Source organism: Streptomyces sp. NBC_01013, assembly GCF_045162765.1.
Classification (GTDB): domain Bacteria; phylum Actinomycetota; class Actinomycetes; order Streptomycetales; family Streptomycetaceae; genus Streptomyces.
In genome coordinates this window covers 7,037,982-7,064,316 of record NZ_CP108687.1, presented here as the reverse complement: position 1 = coordinate 7,064,316, position 26,335 = coordinate 7,037,982, and the positions used below count along the sequence as shown (strand labels likewise).

Annotated in this window: 23 protein-coding genes; 10 read left to right on the top strand and 13 right to left on the bottom strand. The window is 70.8% G+C overall.

Annotated features, from left to right (window positions below):
- Nucleotides 1–210: 210 nt before the first annotated feature.
- A complete protein-coding gene (locus OG538_RS30855; protein WP_406098714.1) occupies nt 211–603 on the bottom strand; it encodes an ankyrin repeat domain-containing protein in 393 nt (130 codons plus the stop codon).
- Between the two features lie 312 nt (nt 604–915).
- On the opposite strand from OG538_RS30855, the gene OG538_RS30850 reads away from it, so the two are divergent.
- Together OG538_RS30850 and OG538_RS30845 are read left to right on the top strand one after the other, a co-directional pair.
- Nucleotides 916–1,110: a hypothetical protein gene (locus OG538_RS30850; RefSeq protein WP_018103962.1), complete on the top strand. Its 195-nt coding sequence runs from the start codon at nt 916–918 to the stop codon at nt 1,108–1,110.
- Between the two features lie 37 nt (nt 1,111–1,147).
- Nucleotides 1,148–2,740 carry a hypothetical protein gene (locus OG538_RS30845; RefSeq protein WP_406098713.1) on the top strand — a complete coding sequence of 531 codons (1,593 nt, stop codon included), beginning with the start codon at nt 1,148–1,150 and terminating at the stop codon, nt 2,738–2,740.
- A 68-nt stretch (nt 2,741–2,808) separates the two neighbouring features.
- Here the strand turns inward: OG538_RS30845 and OG538_RS30840 are convergent, their stop codons facing one another.
- The gene (locus OG538_RS30840) at nt 2,809–4,308 is read right to left on the bottom strand and encodes a PLP-dependent aminotransferase family protein (RefSeq protein ID WP_406098712.1); all 1,500 of its coding nucleotides are present in this window, start codon (nt 4,306–4,308) and stop codon (nt 2,809–2,811) included.
- Between the two features lie 102 nt (nt 4,309–4,410).
- Between OG538_RS30840 and OG538_RS30835 the strand changes: the two genes are divergently transcribed.
- From OG538_RS30835 to OG538_RS30820, 4 genes are all read left to right on the top strand, one after another.
- Complete coding sequence (locus OG538_RS30835; protein WP_406098711.1) at nt 4,411–5,073, top strand: YitT family protein; 663 nt, start codon at nt 4,411–4,413, stop codon at nt 5,071–5,073.
- Nucleotides 5,070–5,834 carry a glycerophosphodiester phosphodiesterase gene (locus OG538_RS30830; protein ID WP_406098710.1) on the top strand — a complete coding sequence of 255 codons (765 nt, stop codon included), beginning with the start codon at nt 5,070–5,072 and terminating at the stop codon, nt 5,832–5,834. Before OG538_RS30835 ends, OG538_RS30830 begins: the two co-directional genes overlap by 4 nt.
- Before the next feature lie 47 nt (nt 5,835–5,881).
- Entirely contained in the window at nt 5,882–7,249 is a 1,368-nt protein-coding gene (locus tag OG538_RS30825; RefSeq protein WP_406098709.1) for an MFS transporter, read from the top strand.
- A 274-nt stretch (nt 7,250–7,523) separates the two neighbouring features.
- The gene (locus OG538_RS30820; RefSeq protein ID WP_003959706.1) at nt 7,524–7,898 is read left to right on the top strand and encodes an RNA polymerase-binding protein RbpA; all 375 of its coding nucleotides are present in this window, start codon (nt 7,524–7,526) and stop codon (nt 7,896–7,898) included.
- 361 nt (nt 7,899–8,259) lie between these two features.
- Here OG538_RS30820 and fxsA read toward each other — a convergent pair whose 3' ends face one another.
- The 4 genes from fxsA to OG538_RS30800 all read right to left on the bottom strand — a co-directional run bounded on the left by fxsA (nt 8,260) and on the right by OG538_RS30800 (nt 12,343).
- Nucleotides 8,260–8,835, bottom strand: a complete 576-nt coding sequence (fxsA, locus tag OG538_RS30815; RefSeq protein ID WP_406098708.1) for an FxsA family membrane protein — start codon at nt 8,833–8,835, stop codon at nt 8,260–8,262.
- 68 nt (nt 8,836–8,903) lie between these two features.
- The gene (locus tag OG538_RS30810) at nt 8,904–9,671 is read right to left on the bottom strand and encodes a polyprenol monophosphomannose synthase (protein ID WP_406098707.1); all 768 of its coding nucleotides are present in this window, start codon (nt 9,669–9,671) and stop codon (nt 8,904–8,906) included.
- Between the two features lie 527 nt (nt 9,672–10,198).
- Nucleotides 10,199–11,839, bottom strand: coding sequence for an amidohydrolase (locus tag OG538_RS30805; RefSeq protein WP_406098706.1), 1,641 nt, complete (start codon nt 11,837–11,839; stop codon nt 10,199–10,201).
- 63 nt (nt 11,840–11,902) lie between these two features.
- Nucleotides 11,903–12,343: an Lrp/AsnC family transcriptional regulator gene (locus OG538_RS30800; RefSeq protein ID WP_024493538.1), complete on the bottom strand. Its 441-nt coding sequence runs from the start codon at nt 12,341–12,343 to the stop codon at nt 11,903–11,905.
- 203 nt (nt 12,344–12,546) lie between these two features.
- Between OG538_RS30800 and OG538_RS30795 the strand changes: the two genes are divergently transcribed.
- Entirely contained in the window at nt 12,547–12,948 is a 402-nt protein-coding gene (locus tag OG538_RS30795; protein ID WP_406098705.1) for a hypothetical protein, read from the top strand.
- A gap of 454 nt (nt 12,949–13,402) precedes the next feature.
- Here OG538_RS30795 and OG538_RS30790 read toward each other — a convergent pair whose 3' ends face one another.
- Entirely contained in the window at nt 13,403–14,575 is a 1,173-nt protein-coding gene (locus OG538_RS30790) for an acyl-CoA dehydrogenase family protein (protein ID WP_406098704.1), read from the bottom strand.
- Nucleotides 14,576–14,958: 383 nt separating this feature from the next.
- Between OG538_RS30790 and OG538_RS30785 the strand changes: the two genes are divergently transcribed.
- Nucleotides 14,959–16,233, top strand: a complete 1,275-nt coding sequence (locus OG538_RS30785; protein ID WP_406098703.1) for a glycoside hydrolase family 18 protein — start codon at nt 14,959–14,961, stop codon at nt 16,231–16,233.
- Nucleotides 16,234–16,310: 77 nt separating this feature from the next.
- Here the strand turns inward: OG538_RS30785 and OG538_RS30780 are convergent, their stop codons facing one another.
- From OG538_RS30780 to OG538_RS30760, 5 genes are all read right to left on the bottom strand, one after another.
- The gene (locus tag OG538_RS30780; protein WP_406098702.1) at nt 16,311–16,463 is read right to left on the bottom strand and encodes an SCO1431 family membrane protein; all 153 of its coding nucleotides are present in this window, start codon (nt 16,461–16,463) and stop codon (nt 16,311–16,313) included.
- Nucleotides 16,464–16,800: 337 nt separating this feature from the next.
- A complete protein-coding gene (locus OG538_RS30775) occupies nt 16,801–18,897 on the bottom strand; it encodes a beta-galactosidase (RefSeq protein ID WP_406098701.1) in 2,097 nt (698 codons plus the stop codon).
- Nucleotides 18,898–18,939: 42 nt separating this feature from the next.
- Nucleotides 18,940–20,277, bottom strand: coding sequence for an ABC transporter substrate-binding protein (locus tag OG538_RS30770; RefSeq protein ID WP_406098700.1), 1,338 nt, complete (start codon nt 20,275–20,277; stop codon nt 18,940–18,942).
- A 114-nt stretch (nt 20,278–20,391) separates the two neighbouring features.
- Nucleotides 20,392–21,327 carry a carbohydrate ABC transporter permease gene (locus tag OG538_RS30765; RefSeq protein WP_406098699.1) on the bottom strand — a complete coding sequence of 312 codons (936 nt, stop codon included), beginning with the start codon at nt 21,325–21,327 and terminating at the stop codon, nt 20,392–20,394.
- 5 nt (nt 21,328–21,332) lie between these two features.
- Entirely contained in the window at nt 21,333–22,259 is a 927-nt protein-coding gene (locus OG538_RS30760; protein WP_406098698.1) for a carbohydrate ABC transporter permease, read from the bottom strand.
- Nucleotides 22,260–22,548: 289 nt separating this feature from the next.
- On the opposite strand from OG538_RS30760, the gene OG538_RS30755 reads away from it, so the two are divergent.
- Nucleotides 22,549–23,541, top strand: a complete 993-nt coding sequence (locus OG538_RS30755; protein ID WP_406098697.1) for a LacI family DNA-binding transcriptional regulator — start codon at nt 22,549–22,551, stop codon at nt 23,539–23,541.
- A 253-nt stretch (nt 23,542–23,794) separates the two neighbouring features.
- Here the strand turns inward: OG538_RS30755 and OG538_RS30750 are convergent, their stop codons facing one another.
- A complete protein-coding gene (locus OG538_RS30750; RefSeq protein WP_406098696.1) occupies nt 23,795–25,165 on the bottom strand; it encodes a peptidase C39 family protein in 1,371 nt (456 codons plus the stop codon).
- Between the two features lie 186 nt (nt 25,166–25,351).
- On the opposite strand from OG538_RS30750, the gene OG538_RS30745 reads away from it, so the two are divergent.
- Nucleotides 25,352–25,981 (top strand): uridine kinase, encoded by a 630-nt coding sequence (locus OG538_RS30745; protein WP_406098695.1) that lies wholly within the window; start codon nt 25,352–25,354, stop codon nt 25,979–25,981.
- The last annotated feature ends 354 nt before the right edge of the window (nt 25,982–26,335 follow it).

The following is a 26,335-nucleotide window of genomic DNA, read 5'->3' as shown; positions in this document are numbered from 1 at the left end:
AACGCAGCGAGGCGCCGTGCCAGGCGTCGCAGCCCCGGCTCTGAGGGACGAGACGCCCCCTAGACCGCGCAGCAACATGATCGGCCGACCGCCGTCTTCTGCCTGGTGCAGACCATCTTCCCGCCTCTCGTCGGTGGCCCGAATCGGGCCCGCGACGTCATGATGACCCAGCCATTTCGCCACCGCGACCACATTTACGGCGAAGCCCCTTCAACGGGCTCCGAAGAGTTCCAGCAGGTCGGCCTTGCCGAACATGCGCGCCGTGTCCAGCGCGGACGGCGTTCCGGCCGCCGGATCGGCCCCCGCTTCGAGCAGCGCCTTGATCACCGCGTCCTCCCCCTTGAAGACGGCTCCGGCGAGGGGTGTCTGCCCACGGTCGTTGGCGCGGTCCGGGTCGGCGCCACGACCGGCCAGGGCGATGACCGAGGGGGCGTGCCCGTGGTAGGCGGCGAGCATCAGCAGCGAGTCACCCCGGTCGTTGGTCAGGTTCACCGGGACGCCGGCGTCGACATAGGCCGCGAGGGCGTCGGCGTCGCCGTGACGGGCCAGGTCGAAGACCTTGGTCGCCAGCTCGACCACCTCGGGATCAGGGGTTTCGCTCATCGGGGGACCGCCTTCCTTTAACCGTTGGTGCTGAGGCCGGCCAGCCGCGGCGTGCGCCGCGTGGGCCGTACGAGTGAATCGACAGGGTACTGCCCGAGCGTGCACATGAGGCGGCCCGCCCATGGCAAATGATCACGTCGAGTGACGACGGGCGGGGTTCGACTCCGCAAACCCCTTCCGCCCACGCCCGCTTGTCCGCCAGTTCAGTGAAAAAAACGACTTTTCACCCAATTGCAGCTTTTATCATATAGATACTTCCGGTGAGCTTGGAAGGACTCATGGTGACTGTCCCCCCAACCAGGAGAACCACTCATGATCCTTTCCATGTCAGGCGTCGTCATCCTCGGCATCATCGTCTTCCTGTTCTTCAGGAAGGACGGCCTCAAGGCATCACACGCCCTCGTCACCGCCCTGTTCGGCTTCTACCTGGCCGGCACCGCCATCGCACCGAGCATCACCGCGGGCGGAGCGAGCCTCGCCGGTCTCTTGGGCGGGATCAAGTTCTGACCTCCGCTACCGCTCCCACCCCCTTCAGGAGACCGACGTGGCCCGGCGACCACTCCCCCGCATTCTGAGCAGCGGCAGCGCTTCGATCACTCGCAGTCGCGAGTTCGCGCGCACGGCCGCCGACAGTGCCACCGACGTGCTCCATCCGCTGATCACGATCACTCGTGGTCTGCGGCTGCTGGCCGGTGCAGGACGGCAGAAGTGGGCCGCGACGCCCAAGGACCGGCGTGGTCCCACGCTGTTCCTCGTCGCGGCCTGCGTGCTCGTGGTCGCGCTCATCCCCTACGGGCCCCTGCTGGCCCTCGTCATGGTGATGGGCGCCGCCGCATGGAAGGGGCGGGAACGCACACCCGTCAAAACCGGCCCCGACGAGGCGGAGGCGGGGCGCCTGCAGGCTCTGTACGAGGCGCTCGTGCCGTACTTCTCGACGGCCGACGACCCCAGCCCGCTGTTCGCCCACGGCGGCGACTGGGACAAGGTCTTCAGCGGGTACGAGTTCGACGGCGACGGTCGCGTCAGCAGTCTCCGCGTGACGTACCCCGCCTACTTCACCGACAGCGAGGCCGCGTCCCGGGCCCGGATCGAGCAGCTGCTGCACGCCAAGTCGGGCCGCGGCCGGGAGTACCGCTTCAGCTGGGACGAGGAGGGCAACCAACTCGTCATGAACGTGCTCGCCCCCCTGCCCACCTCTCTCACCGCCCAGCGCTTCGTCACCGCTCCCGGCGAGACCGTCCTCGGGTTCACCGACGACGACGCGGTCCAGCGCACGGTGCCGGTGAGCGACGGCGACGGGACCCGGGACGCCCCCGGGGTCGTCTGGCGGACCGGCGCACGCTCCACCGAACCGCACCTGCTGATCGCCGGACAGCCCGGCAGCGGCACCACCACGCTGCTGCGCTCCGTCGCTCTCCAGGCGCTCCAGCAGGGCGACATCCTGATCATCGAAGGCAGCGGCACCGGCGAGTACGCGTGCTTCACCGGCCGCGAAGGCGTCCTGGCGGTCGAATGCGGACTGGACGGGGCACTGTCCACCCTCGAATGGGCGGCCAACGAGACGGAGCGAAGGCTGATCGAGGCCAACCGGGCCCGCCAGGGCGGTCACACCGTCCCCGAGGACTCCCGTCGCCCCCTATGGATCCTGCTGGACCGGCCGAGCGCCCTCGGCCACCTCGCCGCCGCGGACGGCGGACGCGATCCGCAGGAGCTGCTCCAGGTGCCCCTGCGCCACGGCCGCGCCGCAGGCGTCACCGTGGTGATGACCGAACAGCTCGACAGCCTGGACGGCCTGAGCGACACCGTCCGGTCCCACACCAGGGCCCGGGTCGTACTCGGGCCCTGCTCGCCCGGCCAGATCGAGTCCGTCCTCGGACTGGAACCGCACACCACTCCCACCCCGGACGTCCCGCCCGGCCGCGGGTACGCGCGGCTCGGGACCGGCCAGGTGCTGCGCATCCAGGTGCCCGCCACGCCCGATCCGTACGACGACGCGACGAGCGAGGCGCAGCGCCGGGCCGTGCTCGACCTGCTGCCCGAGCGGCGGACGGCGGTCGAGGCGAGCATGCCCGATCCGGTGATGGCGGAGACCGTGACCGCTTCCGTCGCCGTCGAGGGCCTGGCTCTCAGCGACTGACCCGGACCTGTGGCGCGGGGCCCGGGGACCCATGGGTCCCCGGGCCCCGCGCCATGTGCGTCAGGCGCTCAGGCCACGAACGTGCGGGGCGTCTCCGCTCCCGCGCCCGCCCCCGAACCGACCAGCCGGGCGGCGGCCGCGAGCCGCTGGGCGGCCTCGTCGGCCACCGGCCCGCCGACCGTGAACGGCAGCCGTACGTAGCCCTCGAAGGCCCCGTCGACCCCGAACCGGGGTCCGGAAGGAACCCGCACCCCGACCCGCTCCCCGGCCACCGCGAGCCGCGAGCCGGAGAGCCCGCCGGTGCGCACCCAGAGGGTCAGTCCGCCCCGCGGCACGGCGAACTCCCAGTCCGGCAGCTCCCGGCGTACCGCCGCGACGAGAGCGTCCCGGTTGTCCCGCGCCTGCTCCCGGCGGATCTGCACGGCCTGCTCCCAGCCGCCGGTGCGCATCAGCCAGTTGACGGCCAGCTGTTCGAGGACCGGGGTCCCCATGTCCGCGTAGGCGCGGGCTGCCACCAGGCTGCGGATCACGTCCGGCGCGGCCCGGACCCAGCCGATGCGCATGCCGGCCCAGAAGGCCTTGCTGGCCGATCCGACGGTGAGGACCGTACTGCCGGCCGGGTCGAAGGCACAGACCCGGCGCGGCATGTCCACATCGCCGTCCAGGTACAGCTCGTTCATCGTCTCGTCGACCACCAGGACCGTGCCGGCCGAGCGGGCGGCGTCCACCAGCGCGCGGCGGCGGTCCTCGTCGGCGAGGGCGCCGGTGGGGTTGTGGAAGTCCGCGACGACGTACGCGAGCCGGGGGGCCGCGTCCCTCAGCACCTGGCGCCACCGGTTCATGTCCCAGCCGCCGAGCCCCTCCTCCATGGCCACCGGCACGAGCCGTGCCCCCGCCTCCCGCATCAGCTGGAGGATGTTGGCGTAGCTCGGGGACTCCACCGCGATCCGTTCGCCGCGGCCGGCGAAGAGGTGACAGATCGCATCGATCGCACCCATCGCCCCCGTGGTGACCATGATCTGTTCGGGCATCGTCGGGATGCCGCCGGCGGTGTACCGGTCGGCGATCATCTGCCGCAGCGCGGGGAGGCCTGCCGGGTAGTCGCCGTGGGTGTGCGCATAGGGGGCCAGCTCCTCCAGGGCGCCCTGGACGGCCCGGGTCAGCCACGGCTCGGGGGCGGGCAGCGAGGCGCAGCCCAGGTCGATCATCGATCCGAGCGCCTCGGGCGGCAGGGGTTCCAGTCCGCGGGCGGGCAGCGGGTTGCCCGCCGGAACCGCGGTCCAGCTGCCGGCTCCGCGCCGGGACTCCAGGAAGCCCTCGGCCCGCAGCGCCTCGTAGGCCGCGGCGACGGTCGTACGGCTGACGGAGAGGGCGAGTGCCAGCTCCCGCTCGGCGGGCAGCCGGGCCGCGACGGGGACGCGGCCTTCGAGGACGAGCAGCCGGATACCGTCGGCGAGCGCACGGTATGCGGGCGGCCTGCGGGTGCCGGGGCCCGCGGGCCGGGGCTGCTGGGCGTGGAGCTGCCGGGCGAGCTGCGCCGCACCGACGGCCGAAGTCCACTGCGCCATGAGAATCAGTCCACCTTCCTCGGATTGGCCATAGTTGGCAGCCAATCCCCTGCCACAGAGTGACATGCAGCAGTCCACGACCACCACACCAGGGGGCACCACTTGTCCATCACCGCCGCGCCGCGCGGGGCTCACCTCACCCGGCGCCTGATCCAGCTGTACGCGGGCCTGGCGCTGTACGGGGCGAGTTCGGCGCTGCTGGTCGTCGCCGGCCTCGGCCTGGAGCCCTGGGGGGTGCTGCACCAGGGCCTCGCCGAGCGCACCGGGATCAGCATCGGGGTCGTCTCGATCATCATCGGTGCGATCGTGCTGCTGCTCTGGATCCCCTTGCGGCAGCGGCCGGGCCTGGGCACCGTCTCGAACGTCTTCGTCGTCGGTCTCGCGATGGACGGCACGCTCGCCCTCGTCCCGGACGTGCACGGGCTCGCCGCGCAGGCCGGAGTGATGGTCGCGGGGATCGTGCTCAACGGCGTGGCGACGGGGCTCTACATAGCCGCCCGGTTCGGTCCCGGGCCCCGGGACGGACTGATGACCGGGCTCCACCGGCGCACCGGCCGGTCCATCCGCCTCGTCCGCACGGCGATCGAGGTCGCGGTCGTGGTCACCGGGTTCCTGCTCGGCGGCTCCCTCGGCGCCGGCACGGTCCTCTACGCCCTGGCCATCGGCCCGCTCGCCCAGTTCTTCCTGCGCTTCTTCGCGATCACGGACAGCGGTGACACCACGGTCGCCGTGCGGACATCCGGGCAGGCCATACTGCCGCAGTGACTTCTGTACACCACCCCTATCTGGACCACCCCGGACCGCTCGCGTTCGCCCACCGCGGTGGTGCGGCGGACGGGATCGAGAACACGGCAGCCGCGTTCCGCCGCGCCGCCGACGCGGGCTACCGCTACTTCGAGACCGATGTGCACGCCTCGGCGGACGGCCGGCTGGTCGCCTTCCACGACTCCACCCTGGACCGGGTCACGGACGCCCGCGGGCGGATAGCGGAGCTGCCGTGGAGCGCCATACGGCGGGCCCGGGTGGCAGGGCGCGAGCCGCTGCCGCTGTTCGAGGAGTTGCTGGAGTCGTTCCCCGACGCCCGCTGGAACGTGGACATCAAGGCCGGGCGCGCGCTCGTGCCACTCGTGGAGCTGATCCGCCGGACGAACTCCTGGGACCGGGTGTGCGTCGGCTCGTTCTCCGAGGCGCGGGTGGCCAGGGCGCACCGCCTGGCGGGCCCGCGGCTCGCCACTTCCTACGGCGTCCGCGGCGTCCTCGGGCTGCGGCTGCGCTCGTACGGCATCCCGGCGGCGCTGCGCGCCGGCGCGGTCTGCGCGCAGGTCCCGGAGAGCCAGGGCGGCGTCCGGGTCGTCGACCGGCGCTTCGTACGCGAGGCTCACGCGCGCGGACTCCAGGTGCACGTCTGGACGGTGAACGAACCGGAGCGGATGGCCGCGCTCCTGGACCTCGGGGTGGATGGCATCATGACCGATCACATCGAGACGCTGCGCACGGTGCTGAGCGAGCGGGGGGCCTGGGCCTGACGCCGGCTGCCGGTGACGTCTCCACGGGGAGAGACGAGGGGTGCGCCATGAGCGCCGAGACCGCCGAGCCGGCGGACCTTACGGCTGCCGGGGCAGCAGACCCCGCCGAGCGACGCCGCGAGCAACGCGGCTGGTACTTCTACGACTTCGCCTGTTCCGTCTACTCGACGAGCGTCGTCACGGTGTTCCTCGGGCCGTATCTGACGTCGGTCGCCAAGGCCGCCGCCGACTCCGACGGCTACGTCCATCCGCTGGGCATCCCGGTCCGCGCCGGGTCCCTGTTCGCGTACGCGGTCTCGGCCTCACTCGTCGTCGCGGTGATCCTCATGCCGATCGTGGGCGCGGCGGCCGACCGTACGGGCCGCAAGAAGCCCCTTCTCGCGGCAGCGGCCTACACGGGCGCGACCGCGACGGCCGCGATGTTCTTCCTGGACGGGCACCGCTACCTGCTCGGCGTGTTCCTGCTCATCGTGGCGAACGCCTCGATCTCGGTGTCGATGGTGCTCTACAACGCCTACCTGCCGCAGATCGCTGGGCCCGAGGAACGCGACGCCGTCTCGTCCCGGGGCTGGGCCTTCGGCTACACGTCGGGGGCGCTGGTACTCGTCCTCAACCTGATCCTCTACACCGGCCACGACTCCTTCGGTCTCTCCGAGTCGGACGCCGTACGGATCTGTCTCGCCTCGGCCGGCGTCTGGTGGGGCGCCTTCACCGTCATACCGTTGCGGCGGCTGCGCGACCGCAGCATCAAGGCGGGCGGCGGCGAGCCGGTCGGCTCCGGATGGCGGCAGCTGAGGGCCACGCTGCGCGACATGCGCCGCCACCCTCTCACCCTCTCCTTCCTGCTGGCGTACCTCGTCTACAATGACGGTGTGCAGACCGTCATCTCCCAGGCGTCCGTGTACGGCTCCGAGGAACTGGGCCTGAGTCAGACGACGCTGATCACGGCGGTGCTGCTGGTCCAGGTGCTGGCGGTCGCCGGGGCGCTCGGGATGGGACGGATGGCCCGGGCCTACGGTGCGAAACACACGATTCTCGGGTCACTCGTGGTCTGGACGCTGATCCTCGTCGCCGGCTACTTCCTGCCGTCCGGGTCACCGGTCTTCTTCTACGCGCTGGCCGCGGCGATCGGCCTCGTCCTCGGCGGCAGCCAGGCGCTTTCCCGCTCGCTCTACTCGCACCTGGTGCCCCGCGGAAAGGAGGCCGAGTACTTCTCCGCCTATGAGATGAGCGACCGCGGGCTGAGCTGGCTGGGGCCCCTGGTGTTCGGGCTCGCGTATCAGCTGACCGGCAGTTATCGGGATGCGATCATCTCGCTGGTGGTCTTCTTCGTGGTCGGTTCCGTGCTGCTCGCGAGGGTGCCGGTACGGCAGGCGGTGGCGGCGGCCGGGAATCCTGTTCCCGAACGGATTTAGACGTTGAAGTAAAAGGCCGGTAGTGTACGCCTTTGGCCTGCCCGGAGGACCGTTACTGCGAGTGGAAGAATCCAAACCGTTGGGTGACAACTTCCGCCAGATGTGACAAGCCGGGCATTGGTGGGTACGTGAACACTCGCAAACCTGAAAAGCAACGGGCGCGACGGGCGACGCATGACCGGCAACGGGAATCTTTGCCGTCGACCGGACGTTGACCGGATGACGACGACAGCGACACCTGTCCTGTGGGCGACAAGCCCGGGAGGCACGATTCATGAGTGAGCGAGCTCTCCGCGGCACGCGACTCGTGGTTACCAGCTACGAGACGGACCGCGGCATCGATCTGGCCCCGCGCCAGGCGGTGGAGTACGCATGCCAGAACGGACATCGATTTGAGATGCCGTTCTCGGTAGAGGCGGAAATTCCGCCGGAGTGGGAGTGCAAGGCGTGTGGCGCCCAGGCACTCCTGGTGGACGGGGATGGCCCCGAGGAGAAGAAGGGCAAGCCTGCGCGCACGCACTGGGACATGCTCATGGAGCGGCGCACACGCGAGGAGCTGGAAGAGGTGCTGGCCGAGAGGCTGGCGGTTCTGCGCTCCGGCGCCATGAATATCGCCGTGCATCCGCGGGACAGCAGGAAGTCTGCCTGACCGCGTAGCACCGCATTGAGACAGAGCCGCGGGCCGCGACACCTTGTGTGTCGCGGCCCGCGGCTCTGTGCGTGGGCCTCGGGCGGCCGACTGCGGGGGTGCGGCGTGGGCTCGGTGTGGGCTGCCGGGGGGCTGGAGCCGGCCCCTCCGGCGTGCTCGGCCCCCGGCAGCCGGGCACGGTCGAGGACCCCCGGACGCCGGTCGGTGTTGGCCTTCGCCAGGTCCGGCGCGACAGACGCCGGTCCTGGTTCGCCTTGCCAGGTCCGGCGTGGCAGACGCCGCTCGGTGCTGGCCTTGCAGGTCCGGCGCGCTCGGCCGGAAGGGCTTCGGGTCTGATGGGCCGGGCCTGATGGGCCGGGCCTTACGGCGTGAGGGGCGGGCGCGGGGTGTCGTCGGGCCGGGCGGGCCGCTCCCGGATCACCTCACCCTGGACGACCTTTCCGTCCGGCTGGTGCATACGGGCCTGCTGGAAGGCGTCCGACAGACTGCCGGGGCCTGCCGCCCGCATCCGCCGCTCCAGGGAGTGCTCCGCATACCTGCTGAGGGCCGACCGGACCGGCGGTACCAGGAGCAGGAGTCCCGCCACGTCCGAGATCATCCCCGGAATCATGATCAGGAGACCGGCAAGCATCAGGAAGCCGTTGCCCCGAGTGCTCTGCGGGGCGGGCGAGGACCCGCCGGCACCCGGCTGTCCCGGCATCTGCTGGAGCGTCTCGGTGAGATTGCGAAAGGCGCGACGGCCGGCCCGCTTCATCACCACGGCACCGAGGACGACCCCCGCGGCCAGGAGCAGCAGCACGGTGAACCCGCCTGCCACGTCCGCCACCACGGTGAGCAGCCAGATCTCCAGCACCGCCCAGGCGGCGATGGCGAGAGGTACGAAGGTCCGGGCGCGCGAGCGCTTGCGGGCGGTCGGGGGCGGTGTGCCGGTCGTCATGTCCCCAGTGTGCCTGGGCCGGCGTCCGAACGGGGTAAGGGGCTGGCGGTGGCCGGTCCCGCTCCGGGTCAGGTCGTCCGGCGGCCGAGCACCCGGTTCGTACGCGTGGTGACACCCCAGGCCGTCACGCGCCAGAGCGCCTCGACCAGGATGTCGCGGCTCATCTTGGAGTCGCCGACCTCCCGGTCCACGAAGGTGATCGGGACCTCGACGACGTGGAAGCCCGCATCGATGGCGCGGCGGGCCAGGTCGACCTGGAAGCAGTACCCCTGCGAGGCGACGTTGTCGAGGCCGATGCCCTGCAGCGTCTCAGTGCGGAAGGCCCGGTAGCCGCCGGTGACGTCCCTCGTCTGCAGGCCGAGCAGCAGCCGGGAGTACGTGCTGCCGCCACGGGAGATCATTTCGCGGGACTTGGGCCAGTTGACCACCCGTCCGCCCGGGACCCAGCGGGAGCCGAGCACCAGGTCCGCACCCTTGAGGGCAGTGAGCAGGCGGGGAAGCTCCTCCGGCTGGTGGGAGCCGTCGGCGTCCATCTCGACCAGGACGCCGTAGTCGTGGTCCATGCCCCAGCGGAAGCCGGCGAGGTAGGCGGCGCCGAGCCCTTCCTTGCCCTTGCGGTGCAGCACGTGGACCTGGTCGTCGGTCGCGGCGAGTTCATCGGCGAGCTTGCCGGTGCCGTCCGGGCTGTTGTCGTCGGCGACCAGGATGTCGGCCTCCGGCACGGCGGCGCGCACCCGGTTGACGATCGGCTTGATGTTCTCGGCCTCGTTGTAGGTCGGAATGATCACCAGTGCTCTGCCGAGCGGGCCGTATCGCCTCTGACCGCCGTCGTTCACTTACTGCCCCTTAAGTCCGTACGCAGGTGCACACCATATCGAGCGCGGCGGGAACGCCGACCGACCCGGTCGGGCGGCGTGGGATGCGGCGAGGGACAGAAGCGCGGAAGTACGGACAGAACTGCGGATCGGGGCCCGGCGCCCTTCGGGCCGACCTGGGACCCGCCGGCTGCGGATCGACCTAGAGCCGTTGTCTACTGAACGTCCGGGCCCCACCCGGGTCGCACCCTCCGCCCGGCTGAAACCTTCCCTCGCCCCCGAGGCGCGGGCGCTGAACCTGGCTGTCAGTGGTGGTGCGCCGGTGCGGCACACCACCTCATGACCCAGCGGCGTTCGACGACTGCGTGGAGGTTTAACCGGTCGGACGTCCTGTGGTGGACTCGGCCGAACCTACCGGCCGGTGGGCGCATTCTGTCAATAGTCGCCTGACCTGCATCGTTTACCGAACTTGCCTGGTCAGTCCCGAAGATCCCCAGGTCGCGGCAGAAAGAGGACAGCTTCGATCGGCGGTACGAAATTTCCCCACGTCACTCGTTCGGTCGCACGTAGACAGTTTGTCCGAAGACCACCGTGCGCAAGCAGACCGGGAGTTCACCACCAGGGCTGAGATCGGGCAGGCCGGGCGTCCCCGACCTGGGGTCCGTCGACCAGCGCGCCACCCGGTCGTCAGGGGCCTGGACGACCAGTTCGCGGGTGCGCCAGACCGCGTAGTCGGCCGGGGCACCGGGCACCAGAGTGCCCGCGTCGTCGCGGCCGACGGCCCGCCAGCCGCCCCTGGTGTGGGCGGTGAAGCCCGCCCGCACCGAGATCCGGTGCTCGGGCGTCCGGTGGAACGCGGCGGCCCGCACGGTCCCCCACGGGTCCAGCGGGGTCACCGGGCTGTCGGAGCCGAACGCGAGGGGCACACCGGCCCGCAGAAGCGCCGCGTACGGGTTGAGGGTCCTCGCCCGCCCGGCTCCCAGCCTGCGGGCGTACATGCCCCCCTCACCGCCCCAGGCGGCGTCGAAGGCGGGCTGGACCGAGGCGGTGAGACCGAGTTCGGCGAAAGCGGCCACCGTCTCGGGCGTGAGCATCTCCGCGTGCTCGACGCGGTGCCTGGCGGCCCGCACCCGGCCGAGGCCGACCTTCTCGGCCGCCGCCCTGATGCCGTCGACGACGGCGGTCAGCGCCGCGTCGCCGATGGCATGGAAGCCCGCCTGGAGCCCGGCCTCGGTACAGGCGGCGACATGGGCGGCGATCTGCGCGGCGTCCAGATGGGCGGTGCCCGAGACGGCCGCGTCGGTGTACGGCTCGTGGAGACAGGCGGTGTGCGAACCGAGCGATCCGTCGACGAAGAGGTCCCCCGCCGCCCCCACCGCGCCGAGCTCCCGGACACGGCGTGCGTCCTTCTCGTCACGGACCTGTTGTGCCCAGTAGCCGAAGACCCGCGGGCCCGGCTCCCCGGCCGCCAGTTTCAGCAGCGAGGTGAAGTCCTCCTCGTCGGAGATGTCGGGGCCACCGCATTCGTGGACGGTACCGATTCCGAGGGACGCCGCGTGGGTCAGCGCGGCACGCTGGGCGTCGGCGCGCTGACGCGGCGAGACGGCACCGTGGGCGGCCGCGCGCACCGCGTGGTGGGCGGCACCCGTGAGCGGCGCGTCGGGCCGGTAGCCGGCCATCGAGGTGGCCTGGGGGACGAGGTCGAGCAGCGCCGTGGTGACGACCGCCGAGTGAACGTCGATCCGGGGCAGATAGACCGGCCGGCCGCCGGCCGCCTCATCGAGCTCGCCGCGCGTGGGCGGGCGCTGCTCGGGCCAGCGAGTGGCGTCCCAGCCGTGCCCCAGAACCACCCGGTCGGCGGGGTGCGCCGCCACGTACGTCCGTACGAGGCCGAGGGCCTCATCGAGGGTGCGGGCGCCGGAGAGGTCGAGGCCGGTGAGTGCCAGACCGGTGGATGTGGTGTGGACGTGAGCGTCGGTGAACGCGGGGGTGACCAGGGCTCCGTCGAGGTCGATCACGTCGTCGACGCCGCTCGCGAAGGCGTCCGCCGCCCCTTCGGAGCCCACCCAGGCGACATGCCCCCGTTCGACCACCATGGCGGTCGCGAAGGGATCGGCGGGGCTGTGGACGTCTCCACCGCGCAGCAGCACGGTGCGGTGTTCGCTCTGGGGGGCGGTGCTCTCGGTCATGAGGACCAGTCTCCCGCCTGCCGGGGCCCGCGCGGTGCGCGACCCCCCTTACGGCCGCGCCCGTCAGATCTGCGGCGGGCGGGCCTCGTAGGGCGTGGAGAGGACCACGGTGGTACGCGTGGAGACCCCGGCCAGCGAGCGGATCCGGGTGAGCAGGTGCTCCAGCTCCAGCGGGGTCGCGACCCGCACCTTCAGGATGTAGTTCTCGTCGCCGGCGACGCTGTGGCAGGCCTCCAGCTCGGGGACGCCCGCGAGCCGCTCCGCGATGTCGTCCGGAGCGCTCGGATCGAAGGGCTTCACCGAGATGAACGCGGTCAGCGGCAGGCCGACGGCCTCGGGGTCGACGACCGCGGCATAGCCCCTGATCACCCCACGCTGCTCCAGCCTGCGGACGCGCTGATGAACGGCCGACGTGGACAGGCCCGTGGCCTTGCCCAGGTCGGTGTAGCTCATCCGCCCGTCCTTGACGAGCAACTCCACGATTTGACGGTCCAGCTCCTCCATATGGATCAATCTATGGCCCCACGCCCTCCAGGCACAGCCGTGGAGGGGCGGTGAAGGGCACCTGCACGGGGCGTGTGACGAATGCCACAGGTTTACGCGCCGGTAGCCGCGTCCCTCGCGGTTACGCCGGATGCCCGGCGGGAAGTGCTTGCTGTGGTCGAGGCCGCGGCGCCTTGTCGGCCCACCCGAGGGGGGAATTTCCCATGCAGAGCCTGAAGCTCACCGGACGTACCGAACCGGAGCCCGTTGATCCTTTCGAGGACACCGCTCCCGACGCGTACGACACGTTCGAGATGTACCGGGTCATCTGCCCGGACTGCGCACAGCCCATCGCGCTCCTGGCGGACGAGGACGTACTGCCGGAGCACGCGCTGTGCCCCACTCCGTGGAACCCGTTCGTCCTGACGGTGTGTGCCGGTACCGGCCGCGCGGCGTCCAAGGCCCGGCCCGCCGATGAGTCGGCGGACGCCCAGGAGCAGGAGACGGCCCTCCTGCTGACGCTCCCCCAGGGGCTCGACTGGAGGATGCAGCCGTTCTCGCACGCCGGCGGGGCCGGCTCGCGCCCGCTTCGGGTGCCGCACCAGCTGCGTCGCGACGCGGCCTGAGACCGCAGCCGCCGGGGGCACCAGGACGGACTGCCCGCGCCACGCCCCGGCAGGGGCGCCGTGACCCGGGCAGCCGGCCGCCCCGCCGGCCCGGTCCGGTGAGGCACGCCGAGAGGACCTGACGAACTGGCGCTCGAATCAGCTGGACAGTGACCCGGCCCGGCTCCACACCGTTGGCCGGGCATGACCCTGCTGCACTCCCCGGCCGGTCCCGGTCGCCGACGCCTCGCTGTTCCGGCCTCCGAAGAATCGGTTCCGCGGTCCCGCACCTCACCTGCGCCGTCGGAGCCGTCCCGTCCGGCGGCACGCTCGGCGCCCCACTCGACCGATCCGCCCATCTACCGGTCGCTGCTAGGGCATTGGGAGAGCACCGGCAGGACCCTGCCGGGCCGCCATGACCAGGAGTGGAACCGGATCATGACGACGCCCGTGTGGTCGGACCGGCCCCTGCGGGTCAGCGCGTCTCAGGACCCGCGAGGTGGCGGGCGATGACCATGCGCTGGATCTGATTGGTGCCCTCGACGATCTGCAGCACCTTCGCCTCGCGCATCAGCCGTTCGACGGGGAAGTCCAGCGTGTAGCCGTATCCGCCGAGCACCTGGACGGCGTCGATGGTGGCGCGCATCGCGGCGTCCGTACAGAACAGCTTGGCCATCGCCGCCTGCCGGGAGAAGGGGCTCCCCGCATCGCGCAGCCGGGCGGCCTCCAGGTAGAGCGCGCGGCCCGCCTCGATCTGGGTGGCCATGTCGGCGAGCATGAACCGCAGCCCCTGGAAGTCCGCGATGGGACGGCCGAACTGCTCGCGCCCGGTGGCGTAGGCGACGGCCTCGTTCAGCGCCGCCTGGGCCACGCCGATGGCACAGGCGGCAATGCCCAGCCGGCCGGAGTCGAGCGCGGACAGGGCGATGGCGAAGCCCTGCCCCTCCTCGCCGATCCGTCGCGCGTCGGAGACCCGTACTCCGTCGAAGTGCAGCTGGGCGGTGGGCGAGCCCTTCATCCCCATCTTCTTCTCGGGCACGGCGGCGCTCAGGCCGGGGGCGTCGCCCGGGACGAGGAAGGCGGTGATGCCCCGGGGGCCTTCGACGCCGGTACGGGCCAGGACCGTGTAGAAGTCGGCGATGCCGCCGTGGGTGATCCAGGCCTTGGTGCCGGTGATGACCCAGTCCTCACCGTCCCGTACGGCCTTGGTGCGCAGGGAGGCGGCATCGGAGCCCGAAGCGGGCTCGGAGAGGCAGTAGGCGCCCAGCAGGCCGCCCCCGAGCATCGCCGGAAGGTGGTCGGTCTGCTGGTCCTTCGTGCCGTAGCCGGCAAGCGCGTGGCAGGCGAGGGAGTGGACGCTGACGCCGAGTCCGACGGTGAGCCGGGCGGCGGCGAGCTCCTCGAGGGCCTGGAGGTAGACCTCGTACGGCTGGTCCCCGCCGCCATGGGCGGAGTCGTAGGGCAGGCCGAGCAGGCCGGACTCGGAGAGCAGAGTGAAGACTTCGCGCGGAAAACGGCCCGCGTCCTCCTCTTCGGCGGCCCTCGGCACGATCTCCCGCTGGGCGATGTCGCGGACGAGCGCGATGAGCTGCCTGGACTCCTCGGTGGGCAGACGGCGTTCCACCAATTGCGGGGCACGGTCGGACATGACGGCGCTCTCCTCCCTGTCGGGCGTTGCGGCGGTCGCACGCGCGGGGTGTGAGCGGCGCCGCCGGGGGATCTCCGGACGATGCCCGGAAAACACTGCTGCCCAGCCGATGTTGCCCTCCCGGATTACGAGAGGTGCAGGCCGGCGGCTGTGGCGGCTTGAGTATGCCCGATCGGACGGTATCCGTCACCGGTTGACAGAGGACGCCCGGAAAGCAGCGGCGGCGGCGGGGACGATCACGGGAGTTGGTCCGAACCATTGACCCAACTGGTCTAGTCCATCTACGGTTTCGACGAACCAGCTTTCCGCGTCCATGCCAAAAATGCACGCGCGCCGGAAGCCGGTCGTCCACTGGCACGTCCCCTCCCCCACGAGGAGCAACCATGACCGGACCGCATCGCCCGGGAGCCCGCATGCGGGCGCTCGCCGCTGCCGCCTGTACCGCCGCCCTGGGCTCAGCCCTGCTGGGTGTCGCAGGCGCCGGGTCCGCCGGAGCGGCCCCCGCCGCCCAGCAGGCCGCCGCACCGGCAGCAGCACCGGCCGCCCCCACAGCGGCCGGCAGCAAGGTGGTCGGATACTTCACCAACTGGGGTGTCTACCAGCGCAATTACCACGTCAAGAACATCGAGACCTCGGGCTCGGCCGACAAGCTCACGCACATCAACTACGCCTTCGGCAACGTCCAGGGCGGCAAGTGCACGGTCGGCGACTCATACGCCGACTACGAGAAGGCCTACACGGCCGACCAGTCGGTCGACGGGGTCGCGGACACCTGGGACCAGGAGCTGCGCGGCAGCTTCAACCAGCTGCGCAAGCTGAAGAAGCTGCACCCCGACCTGAAGGTCATCTGGTCGTTCGGCGGCTGGACCTGGTCCGGCGGCTTCGGTCAGGCCGCTCAGGACCCGGCCGCGTTCGCCGAGTCCTGCTACAACCTGGTGGAGGACCCGCGCTGGGCCGATGTCTTCGACGGCATCGACATCGACTGGGAGTACCCCAACGCGTGCGGTCTGACCTGCGACACCAGCGGCCGAGACGCGTACGGCAACCTGCTCTCGGCGCTGCGTTCCAAGTTCGGCACGGACAATCTGGTCACCTCGGCGATCAGTGCGGACGGCTCCGAGGGCGGCAAGCTCGACGCCGTCGACTACGGCGGCGCGTCGAAGTACGTCGACTGGTACAACCCGATGACGTACGACTTCTTCGGCGCCTGGGACGCGAAGGGTCCGACGGCCCCGCACTCCCCGCTCACCTCCTACACGGGTATCCCCAAGGAGGGCTTCAACAGCGAGGCGGCCATCGACAAGCTGAAGGCGCAGGGCGTGCCTGCCTCGAAGCTGCTGCTCGGCATCGGCTTCTACGGCCGCGGCTGGACCGGCGTCACCCAGGACGCACCCGGCGGCACCGCGACCGGCGCGGCCCCCGGTACGTACGAGGCGGGGATCGAGGACTACAAGGTCCTCAAGAACAGCTGCCCCGCGACCGGCACCGTCGCCGGCACCGCGTACGCGCACTGCGGCACCAACTGGTGGAGCTACGACACCCCCGCCACCATCGGCACCAAGATGGCGTACAAGAACCAGCAGGGCCTGGGCGGCACCTTCTTCTGGGAGCTCAGCGGTGACACCACGGACGGGGAGCTGATCAAGGCGATCGGCTGACTCCGGCGCGGCAGGCATGAGGGGGCGGGGAGCCGGGCGGGCTCCCCGCCCCCGTCACGTCCGGCGACGGACCCGGATCACATGAGGCCCAGCTGCGTGACGAACATGGCGATGACGATGACGAGGGTCCAGCCCAGGACGTTCTCCAGCAGCTTGGAGCCGTCCTCGGGCCCGCCGGTCCGTGCGCGGCGGCGGGCAGGGGTGGTGGTTGCGGCAGCAGTCGCGGTCATGGCATCTCGTTCGGTCGGTCGGCAGTCGGCGTCCCCCGAGGACCCGACCACAGTGCCAGCCGGATGCACCCGCGGGGTAGAGATCTGCGTCACTGCCCCCGCGGCGGCCTGACGGCGACAGCGTTCGCCCGCCCCCCACCGGGCCCGGTACGGCGCGGTGGCGGGGCGGACTGGCCGGCCGGCCGAGAAAGTCGCCTGTGCCCGACACCACACCGCCGCGCCACACTGGGGCCTCGCCCGTCCCGGTCCGGACAGCGGCAGGGCCCCGTCGTGTCGGAGCGCCTGCCCGGGACGGCAGCTCACCCGTGCGCCCCTTCGCCCCGGACTCCGGCGGGCGTCACCCCGTGCAGTCACCGTGCTCCGCGCCGACACTCCCCGGTGCCTGCTGCCGCAGGACCACGACCTCGTGCGGCGCCAGGACCGGACCGCCGTCGGCAGCGGGGCCGACCAGCACCTCACCGGCCATCGCCGGCAGGTCCACCGGCGTCCCGCCCCGGTTGACCAGGAACAGGTAGCGGTGGTGCGCGTCGCGGCGCACCGCGAGCTCCACGAGCCCACGTGCCGCTTCCGGAAGCTCACTCGCGACCTCCGCCGGCGCCAGCAGAGTGGGCAGCAGCCCTGCGAGACCCTCGACGCCGAGGCGCGTGGAGACGTAGGAGGCCGTGCCGCCGCCGGTGCTGCGGCGCGTGACCGCCGGCCGCCCGGCGTACGCACCCGTGCGGTAGCGCGCGAGGACCGCGACGTCCGGCCCGGTGACGTCGATCCGGTCGGTCCACAGACTTCCGGTGGCGGTGCCGTCGGACGCTTCGAGGACGAGGTCGGCGGTTTCACCGTCCAGCAGCGGCCCGAACTCCTCGATCCGGATGCCGAGCAGCTCACGCAGCGCGCCGGGGTGCCCGCCGAGCCAGATGTGGTCGTTCTCGTCGACGATGCCCGAGAAGTACGTGGTGATGAGGTGGCCGCCGTTCTCGGCGTACCGGGTGAGGTTCTTGGAGACCTCCTGCGACACCATGTGCAGGACCGGGGCGATGACGACGTCATAGGCGCAGATGTCGGTGCGGTGGGCGGGCACGATGTCCGCGCGGATGCCCAGGCGCAGCAGTGCGGAGTACCAGTCGAGGGCCTCGCAGTGGTAGTCGAGACGTGAGGTGGGGTGGGAATCATGCTCTGCGGACCACCACGACTCCCAGTCGAAGAGGACGGCCACCCGGGCGGGTTCACGCTCGGTGCCCGCGATCGGGGCAAGGGCCTCCAGTGTCCCGCCGAGGTCCACCACCGCCCGGAAGAGGGCGCTGTCGGCACCGGCGTGCGGCACCATCGCGGAGTGGTACTTCTCCGCGCCTGCCGCGGACTGGCGCCACTGGAAGAAGCACACGGCGTCGGCGCCATGCGCCACGTGCAGGAGCGAGTCGCGGGCGAGCTCGCCCGGCCGCTTGGCCACATTGACGGGTTGCCAGTTCACGGCGCTGGTGGAGTGCTCCATCAGGAACCACGGCCGGTGCCCCGCGATGCCGCTCGTCAGATTGGCGGAGAAGGACAACTCGTCACGGTCCTGCGGCCCGGGGACCACGTAGTGGTCGTTGGCCACGAAATCGACGGCATCGGCCCAGTCCGCGTAGTCCATTGCCTTGATACCGCTCATCACCATGAAATTGGTGGTGACGGGCACTTCCGGGGTGAGCTCGCCGAGGAGCTCGCGCTCGGCCAGCAGGTGACTCTTGAGCGCATCCGACGAGAAACGCTTGAAGTCGAGCTGCTGCGTGGGGTTGGGATGCGAAGCGGCCAGCCGCGGCGGCAGGATCTGGCCCCAGTCGCTGTAGCGCTGCGACCAGAATGCGGTGCCCCAGGCGTGGTTGAGGGCCTCCAGCGTGGTGTACCGGCGGCGCAGCCAGGCACGAAACGCGTCCGCGGCGTCGTCGGAGAAGTCGTAGACGTTGTGACAGCCCAGTTCGTTGCTGACGTGCCAGGCGACGAGGGCGGGGTGGTCCGCGTAGCGCGTCGCCAGTTCGCGGACGAGACGCAGGGCGTGCTCCCGGAAGACGGGGGACGTGGGCCGCCAGTGCTGGCGGGCGCCCGGCCACACGGTCTCGCCGGTCGCGGTCACCGGCAGGATCTCCGGGTGCGCGGTGGTCAGCCACGGCGGCGGTGAGGCCGTGGCCGTGGCCAGGTCGACCCCGATGCCTCCCGCGTGCAGCAGGTCCATCACCTCGTCCAGCCAGCCGAAGTCCCAGGTGTCGGCGGTGGGCTGGATCCGGGCCCAGGAAAAGATGGCCAGGGAGACGATGTTGACCCCGGCCTCGCGCATCAGCCGGACGTCCTCCTCCCACACCTCCCGCGGCCACTGCTCGGGGTTGTAGTCGGCGCCGTAGCCGAGCCGACGGATGCCGTCCGGCCCCTTCGCGTACGGGAACCGAGAGGTGCGGGGGGAGGTCATGCAGGTCCTTCCAGAGATGCGTGGTCGTGTCGCGGGGGTGGGCTACTTCTCGACGGTGAAGCCCTGCTCCTTGCCGTACTTGGCGGACGCGTCCTGCCACGCCTTGAGCCCGTCGCCGAGCTTGGTGTCCGAGACGTAGGCCTTGCCCACGGTGTCGTTGAAGATCGAGTTGGCGTACACCTGGTACGGCAGGTAGTTCCAGCCGGCGGGCACGGCCTTCGCGGCGTCGGCGAAGACCTTGTTGGCCTTCTGCCCCCCGAAGTACGGGAACGCGGTCTCCTGGAAGGCCTTGTCGTTCAGGTCCTTCGTGGTGGCCGGGAAGGCGCCGTTCTTGATCCGGGTCTGCACACCGGCACCGGAGTTGGCGTACTCGACGAAGGCGTAGGCGAGCTCCTTGTTCTTGCCGAGTTCGGGCAGCGCGAGCGAGCTGCCCCCGTTCTCGGCGGAGGCGTCGGCCCCCTTCGTCCACTGCGGCAGCGGGGCCGCGCGCCAGTCACCGGCCGCGCCCTTCACGCCGGACGCGAAGTTCGCCGGCATCCACGCGCCGGTCGGCAGCGTGGCGATGGTGCCGTCGCCGAGGCCCTTGTACCAGTCGTCGCTCCAGCCGGAGACGGGCGAGACGAGCTTCTCGTCGATGAGCTTCTGCCAGGTCTCGGTGAACTTCTTGGCTCCCGCGTCGCCGAAGTCGATGCCGACCTCGGTCCCGTCGACCTTGTAGGGATGCGAACCCGCCTGCCACAGAAGGCTGGTGGTCAGACCGGCGTCGCCGACGTCACTGGTGATGTAGGCCTTCGGGTCCGCCTTGTGCAGCTTGCGGGCGGCGTCGACGTACTCGTCCCAGGTCGTCGGCACGGCGATGTCGTACGTGTCGAAGACCTTCTTGTTGTAGAACAGCGCCATGGGGCCGGAGTCCATGGGCAGGCCGTATATGCCGTCCCCGGTCTGTACCGAGTTCCACGGACCCGGCGAGTACGAGCCGGCCAGCTTGTCGGCGCCGTAGGCCTTCAGGTCGGTGACGGACTTCGTCAGGGCGTACTGGCTGAGCGCGTAGTACTCGATCTGCGCGACGTCCGGGACGCCCTTCTTCGCCGAAATGGCGTTCTGCAGCGCCTTGTACTGGTCGTTGTTGGTCCCGGCGTTGACCAGCTTGATGTCGACCTTCGGGTACTTCTTCTCGAAGTCGGCGGCGACCTGCTTCAGCGTGGGCTCCCAGGCCCACACCGTGACGCTGCCGCCGTTCTTCAACGCGGTCTGCAGGTCGCCGGCGCCCACCTGCTTGTGGCCACCGCTGTCGTCGTCGGAACCGCAGGCGGTCGCCGCGAGGGCCAGAGCGCAGACGAGACCGAGGCCGCGCAACAGGCGGCGGGAGTGCTTGGGCATGGCGGTACTTCCACTTCCTCGTGGTTCGACAGGACTTACGGATGCACGGCCGTGCGGATCCCGCAGATGCGGAACCTGGCCGGGGGTACTGCGGGGAGGCCGGTCCCGGCTGCGCTACTCCTTGACGCTTCCGGCGGACAGGCCTGACTGCCAGAACTTCTGGAGGAGCAGGAAGGCCGCGACGAGCGGCACGATGGTGAGCAGCGAGCCGGTGACGACCAGGTTGAAGACGGCCTCACCACCGGCCGTGGCCGCCTGCTTGTTCCAGGCGTCGAGGCCGAGGGTCAGCGGATACCAGTCGGGGTCCTTGAGCATGATCAGCGGCAGGAAGTAGTTGTTCCAGGTCGCGACCGTGGTGAAGAGCAGGACGGTGACCGTGCCGGGCGCGAGCAGGGGCAGGGCGACCTGGAAGAACGTGCGCAGCTCGCTCGCGCCGTCGATGCGGGCCGCCTCCATCAGCTCGGCGGGGATCGCGTCGGTGGCGTACACCCACATCAGGTACAGACCGAACGGCGAGATCAGGGAGGGGATGATGACGGCCCACGGGGAGTCGGTCAGCCCGATCTTGCTGAACATCAGGAAGGTCGGCACGGCCAGCGCGGTGGTGGGTACCGCCACGGCCCCGATGACGACCGCGAACACGGCACGCTTGCCGGGGAACCGGAACTTGGCGAGCGCGTACCCGCCGAGCACGGCCAGGAGGGTCGCACCACCCGCGCCCGCCACCACGTACAGCAGGGTGTTGAGGAGCCAGCGGCCGAAGACGCCGTCCTGGTAGGTGAAGGTACCGCTGATGTTGTCCCAGAGGTCGAAGTCCCGGTCGAACCACAGGCCGAAGGAACGGGCGAGCCCGGCTTGTGACTTCGTGGCGCTGATGACGAGCCACACCAGCGGCAGCAGGCTGTAGAGGAGGACGACGCCGGTGAGCGCGGTCAGCAGGACGCTGCGGCGTGGCCGGCCCGGTGCGTGCGCACGGCGCTGGGTGCGCAGACGCGGGGCGGCTGACCTCGGCGGCTTCACCGGACGCGGGGCGGTGGCGGTGCTGCTCATCGGGGTCACGCTCCCTTGCGCATGCCGCGCAGCTGGACGACATAGGCCACGGCCATCGTGATGACGCCCATGACGATGGCGACCGTCGCGGAGTAGTTGTGCTGCTGACCGGAGAAGGACAGCGAGTACGTGTAGTAGTTCGGGGTGTAGTCGGTGGTGATCGCGTTCGGCGCGAGCTTCTGGAGGATGGCGGGCTCGTTGAAGAGCTGGAAACTGCCGATGACCGAGAAGATCGTGGCGATGACCAGGGCTCCCCGGATCGCCGGGAGCTTGATCGCCGAGATGACCCGCCACTGACCCGCGCCGTCGATCTCCGCGGCCTCGTACAGGGCATGCGGGACGACACGCAGCGCGGAGTAGAAGATCAGCATGTTGTAACCGACGAACTCCCACGTCACGATGTTGCCGATGGACGCCAGGACCAGGCCGGAGGAGAGCGGGTCGGGCAGGTTCGCGCCCAGGGCGTCGTTGATGTCACCGACGAGACCGAAGCGGGGCCCGTACATGAAGCCCCACATGAGGGTCGCCACGACGGCGGGCACGGCGTACGGCAGGAAGACGGCGATCCGGAAGAAGTCCTTGCCGAACAGGCGGCCGCTGTCGATCGCGAGCGCCACGAGCAGGGCGATACCCAGCATGATCGGGACCTGGACCAGCAGGAACAGGCCGACGCGTAGCACGCCTTCCCAGAACTGGCTGTCCTGGAGGGCCTGTTGGTAGTTGTCCAGGCCCACGAAGGAGGTACCTCCGATGAGCTGCGTACGGAAGAGGCTCAGGTAGACCGAGTACGCGAGGGGTGCCAGGAAGACCAGCGCGAAGACGAGGACGAAGGGGCCGATGAACCCCCATCCCGTCCACGAACGGTGCGTCCTGCGCACCGGTGGCCCGGCCGGGTCGGCCACTGCGGCCGCCGGCGGTTGCAGCGTCGTCATCTCGCGCCCCTCGCTCCTGCTTCACCCAACCGAAACCGGGATTCACGCAAACGTTCCGGGCCGGTTCCCGGCTGGATCATTCCGCCGGCCAGGCGTTATGTTTGCGTAAACATTCGGTGGCGGCATGTCTACACTGCCTCCAGATGAGCGGTCAAGAGCCGCTCTGAAAGGGCGGCACTCGATGAGGGAACCGGTGGACGGACCAGGCGAACACACCCCAGGACCGCAGCCGGAGCGGAGCGGACCGGCTCCGGCGACGAGGACCTCGCGCGGCCGCAGGTCCGTGTCCATGGCGGACGTCGCCCACCTCGCCGGGGTCTCGTCCCAGACGGTCTCGCGCGTGTCCAACGGTTTCCCCGGTGTCAACGAGGAGACCCGGCAGCAGGTTCTCGCGGCGATGAAGGATCTCGGCTACCGCCCCAACAGCGCCGCGCGCGCCCTCAAGCGCGGCGAGTTCCGCACCATCGGCGTCATCACGTTCACCCTCTCCACGACGGGCAACGTCCGGACGCTGGAGGCCATCGCCACGTCGGCCGCTCACGAGGGATACGCCGTCACGCTGCTGCCGGTCGCCGTCCCCACGCAGGACGAGGTACGCGGCGCCTTCTCGAGGCTCGGCGAGCTGGCGGTGGACGCGGTCATCGTCATCATGGAGGTCCATCTCCTCGACGAGGCCCGCCTCTCGCTTCCGCCGCACGTGAAGGTCGTGGTGGCGGACTCCGACGCCGGCGACCGGTACGCGGTGGTGGACACGGACCAGGCGGGCGGCACCCGCGACGCGGTTCATCACCTTCTCGGCCTGGGCCACGAAACGGTCTGGCACCTGGCGGGACCCGAGGAGTCGTACGCGGCGCAGCGCCGGACGGACGCATGGCGCACCGCGCTCCACCGTGCCGGCCGGACCGCGCCGGAGATCGTCCGGGGCGACTGGTCGGCCGAGTCCGGCTATCGGGCAGGACTTCACCTCGCCGAACAGGCCGACTGCACCGCGGTGTTCGTGGCCAACGACCAGATGGCACTCGGCCTGTTGCGCGCCCTGAACGAGCGCGGCCGCAAGGTGCCCGAGGAGGTGTCCGTCGTCGGCTTCGACGACATCGCGGAAGCCGGTTCCTTCCAGCCGCCGCTGACCACCGTCCACCAGGACTTCGGCGAGGTCGGCCGGCGCTGCGTGGAGGGCGTCCTGCACCAGATGCGCCGTGGCGGGCCGGACCACGGCACGACGCTGGTCCCCACCCGCCTCGTCATGCGCGCGAGCACGGCCCCACCGCCGCGGCGGCAGTGAGCCGGCGTGCACCCCGGCCCGGGCCGGACCCGCCCGCCGTGGCCGGGATGCATCCACGAGGTCGCCGGGCGCCGCCGCGCGGCCGGGCGCGCATGCCATGGGGCGGGCGGAGCCTGCCGGTCCCCTCTCAGAGCATCGGCACCCACCCGGGGCCGCATCCGTTCCGCGCCCTCCGGAGCGCTCCGGCCGCCTCGCACACGGCGGTGGCGGTCACCACCTTCAGGTCGTCGAGGCGGCCGTGGGTCCTACGTGCTCACAGCAGACCGAGCGACCGCAGAGCGCGGCGCTGGGCGGGGGCCGGGTGGGCGGGGAAGTACACGTAGCAGACCCCGCCCGTACCCGACGACACATTGCCGGCGGCGTTGTAGCGCTTCGTGCGGAGCCAGATCGTCTCCCACTCGTGCCGCAGATAGACACGCCGCACCGCCTCGTCGCTCGGCGACGCCGGGTCGTTGGCGATCACGTCGCCGTCCTCGGTGAAGCCGATCACCGTCATCAGGTGGCCGGACGTGCCGTAGCCCGCACCGGTCAGTTCCGTCTTGAGGAACGACTGCGACGTTATGACCGGGATGCCGGCCCGGATCAGTGTCTCCACGTCGTTCAGCGAGCCGAGGCGGGTCACCACGGCGCTCATGTCCTCGTACGTGGCCGCGTACGCGGCGTTGAACGGCCAGTTCCCGCAGCCCTCGTACTGATTGTCGTACGTGAAGCGCGCCGCGTGGCAGACCTGCGGGTCCTCCAGACCCGGTTCGACCCAGGAGAGGTCCTGGGCGCTGGGCCTGCGGCCCCAGTACTCGACGATCATCTGCGAGGAGGTCGGGCTGCACCACGCCTCGCCGCCGTTGTCGTACTCGGGGTACTGCCCCACGTGCACGTTCTGCGAGTAGCGCGGCACCGGCAGTTCGCGGGCGAGGCCGGGGGTGGAGACGGGCACGGTGAACCGGTCGGGAATGTCCGAGGCCATCGCGCCCAGCCGCCACACCGTGGGAGTGAGCCGGGTGCCGGGGGTGCGGTACAGCGTCAGCCGCAGCCGGTAGGACAACAGGCGCAGACCGCTCGCCGCGTCGTCCACCGCGAAGGTGTCGGTCCAGATGGAGCTCTTGCCGTCGGTCTGGTCGTCGATGGAGGTGCGGCGGATGTCGCCGTCACCCGCGGCCCAGCGGCCCATGACGTACCAAGGGGTCTCGGTGCCGTCCGAGTACGCGCCCCGCAGTTCGATCTGGATCCAGGTACCGGCGGGCGTGGCCGCGTTCCAGGAAGCGATCACCTCGGTGGCCGGGACGGTGGAGCGGTGGACCGGCGAGGTCCAGGTGGCGTAGTCCCACGCCGCGGTGGTTCCGGTGTGCGGGTCGGTGTAGTCCGTCCGCCCCAGCGGGTGGCCGATCACCAGCCCCGCGCGGCGGCCGGCGACGGCACGGGTCCCGGCGCCGGAACCGCAGCGCCAGTCGGTGTACGTGGTCCACGCGTGGTTGTCCACGAGCGAGGCAGTCGCCGAAGGTGCGTCGGGCCGGTTTCGGGGTGGAGCCGCGGCCGACGCCGAAGCGGCGGACGACACCGTTCCGGCGCCGGCCGCTGCCGCGATCGCGGCGGTGAGCACGGTTCTGCGTGAAGTCGGACTGGGCATGGGCGAGACTCCCGGTCGTAAGCGGAATGGCGCTGCGGGTGCACGACAGTGCGCCAACTATTGCCGGTCGTGACCCGGTTCGGCCAGCGATTCGGCACGCGCCCACGGACCAATATGGGTCTGGACCACTGGCGTGACCTGCGGCTGCTTCGCGCTGCCGACCGGGCCGGCTCGTAGGCTGGGGCCATGAACGACCTCTCTCGCCTTGCCGCGCGGCTGCGCACCCTGCCGCCGTCCTGCGGCCCGGTTCGGCTGATCGCCGTGGACGGTCACGCCGGATCGGGCAAGAGCACCTTCGCCGCACGGCTCGCGGTGAAGCTCGGCGACGCCCCCGTACTGCATCTGGACGATCTGGCCACCCACGAGGAACTGTTCGGCTGGACCGGAAGGCTGCGGGAGCAGGTGACCGGACCGCTGTCGCGCGGCGAGACCGCCCGCTACGCGCCGTACGACTGGACAGCTCGCGGCTTCGGCCGGCCGCGCACTCTGGCCCCGGCTCCCCTGGTCCTGATCGAGGGCGTCGGCGCCGGACGGCAGTCGCTGCGTCCCTCCCTCGCACACCTGTTGTGGATGGACCTGCCGCCCGCGGAGTCCTGGGAGCGCGGCCGGCGACGGGACGGACCTGCGCTGAGCGCCTTCTGGGACGGGTGGACGGCCGCCGAGGCGGCTCATTTCTCGGCCGATCCCTCACGCCCCTGGGCCGATGTCCTGGTACGCCAGTTGCCTGTGGGGTACGAGTGGCTGGAGGGGGCACGTGCGACAGCAGGAATGAACCATTCCGTCACCCACCGTGACCACTCGACCCCTCCATACTGAGCAGTCGGAAATCGGGGCGGCAGTGCCTCAACTCTGCTTGACCCGAGGGCGGTACAGGTCTTACGTTCTCAATGTGCGGCTTTTCGGAGCCCCCGCAGACGCGAAGCCCCCGGTTGTTCCCCCGTGATCGGGGGCTTCGCTCTGCGCTCGAACCCGCTTTCCGGCCTCACCGCACCCCGTTCCGCTTACCGTGGGTCACGGCCCGTCTTCGGCCTGCGGCGCCCTTAGTCGCACACTCCCTGCGCAGGTACGATGCCTCTCGGTGCGGTCAATTCCCGTCCACGGCACAGCGATTCGGCGCGCCTCGGCGGCCTGTCGTGCGGCGGGACATCCTGGGGGCACGGTTTGTGGGGG

Bases quoted from the DNA above. Each gene is read 5' to 3' on its own strand.
- OG538_RS30825 (WP_406098709.1), top strand. From the start codon at position 5,882: ATGAGCGCCGAGACCGCCGAGCCGGCGGACCTTACGGCTGCCGGGGCA.
- OG538_RS30820 (WP_003959706.1), top strand. From the start codon at position 7,524: ATGAGTGAGCGAGCTCTCCGCGGCACGCGACTCGTGGTTACCAGCTAC.
- OG538_RS30755 (WP_406098697.1), top strand. From the start codon at position 22,549: ATGGCGGACGTCGCCCACCTCGCCGGGGTCTCGTCCCAGACGGTCTCG.
- OG538_RS30795 (WP_406098705.1), top strand. From the start codon at position 12,547: ATGCAGAGCCTGAAGCTCACCGGACGTACCGAACCGGAGCCCGTTGAT.
- OG538_RS30800 (WP_024493538.1), bottom strand. From the start codon at position 12,343: ATGGAGGAGCTGGACCGTCAAATCGTGGAGTTGCTCGTCAAGGACGGG.
- OG538_RS30775 (WP_406098701.1), bottom strand. From the start codon at position 18,897: ATGACCTCCCCCCGCACCTCTCGGTTCCCGTACGCGAAGGGGCCGGAC.
- OG538_RS30770 (WP_406098700.1), bottom strand. From the start codon at position 20,277: ATGCCCAAGCACTCCCGCCGCCTGTTGCGCGGCCTCGGTCTCGTCTGC.
- OG538_RS30790 (WP_406098704.1), bottom strand. From the start codon at position 14,575: ATGTCCGACCGTGCCCCGCAATTGGTGGAACGCCGTCTGCCCACCGAG.
- OG538_RS30855 (WP_406098714.1), bottom strand. From the start codon at position 603: ATGAGCGAAACCCCTGATCCCGAGGTGGTCGAGCTGGCGACCAAGGTC.
- OG538_RS30850 (WP_018103962.1), top strand. From the start codon at position 916: ATGATCCTTTCCATGTCAGGCGTCGTCATCCTCGGCATCATCGTCTTC.
- OG538_RS30840 (WP_406098712.1), bottom strand. From the start codon at position 4,308: ATGGCGCAGTGGACTTCGGCCGTCGGTGCGGCGCAGCTCGCCCGGCAG.
- OG538_RS30780 (WP_406098702.1), bottom strand. From the start codon at position 16,463: ATGACCGCGACTGCTGCCGCAACCACCACCCCTGCCCGCCGCCGCGCA.
- OG538_RS30750 (WP_406098696.1), bottom strand. From the start codon at position 25,165: ATGCCCAGTCCGACTTCACGCAGAACCGTGCTCACCGCCGCGATCGCG.
- OG538_RS30765 (WP_406098699.1), bottom strand. From the start codon at position 21,327: ATGAGCAGCACCGCCACCGCCCCGCGTCCGGTGAAGCCGCCGAGGTCA.
- OG538_RS30760 (WP_406098698.1), bottom strand. From the start codon at position 22,259: ATGACGACGCTGCAACCGCCGGCGGCCGCAGTGGCCGACCCGGCCGGG.
- OG538_RS30805 (WP_406098706.1), bottom strand. From the start codon at position 11,839: ATGACCGAGAGCACCGCCCCCCAGAGCGAACACCGCACCGTGCTGCTG.
- fxsA (WP_406098708.1), bottom strand. From the start codon at position 8,835: ATGACGACCGGCACACCGCCCCCGACCGCCCGCAAGCGCTCGCGCGCC.
- OG538_RS30785 (WP_406098703.1), top strand. From the start codon at position 14,959: ATGACCGGACCGCATCGCCCGGGAGCCCGCATGCGGGCGCTCGCCGCT.
- OG538_RS30745 (WP_406098695.1), top strand. From the start codon at position 25,352: ATGAACGACCTCTCTCGCCTTGCCGCGCGGCTGCGCACCCTGCCGCCG.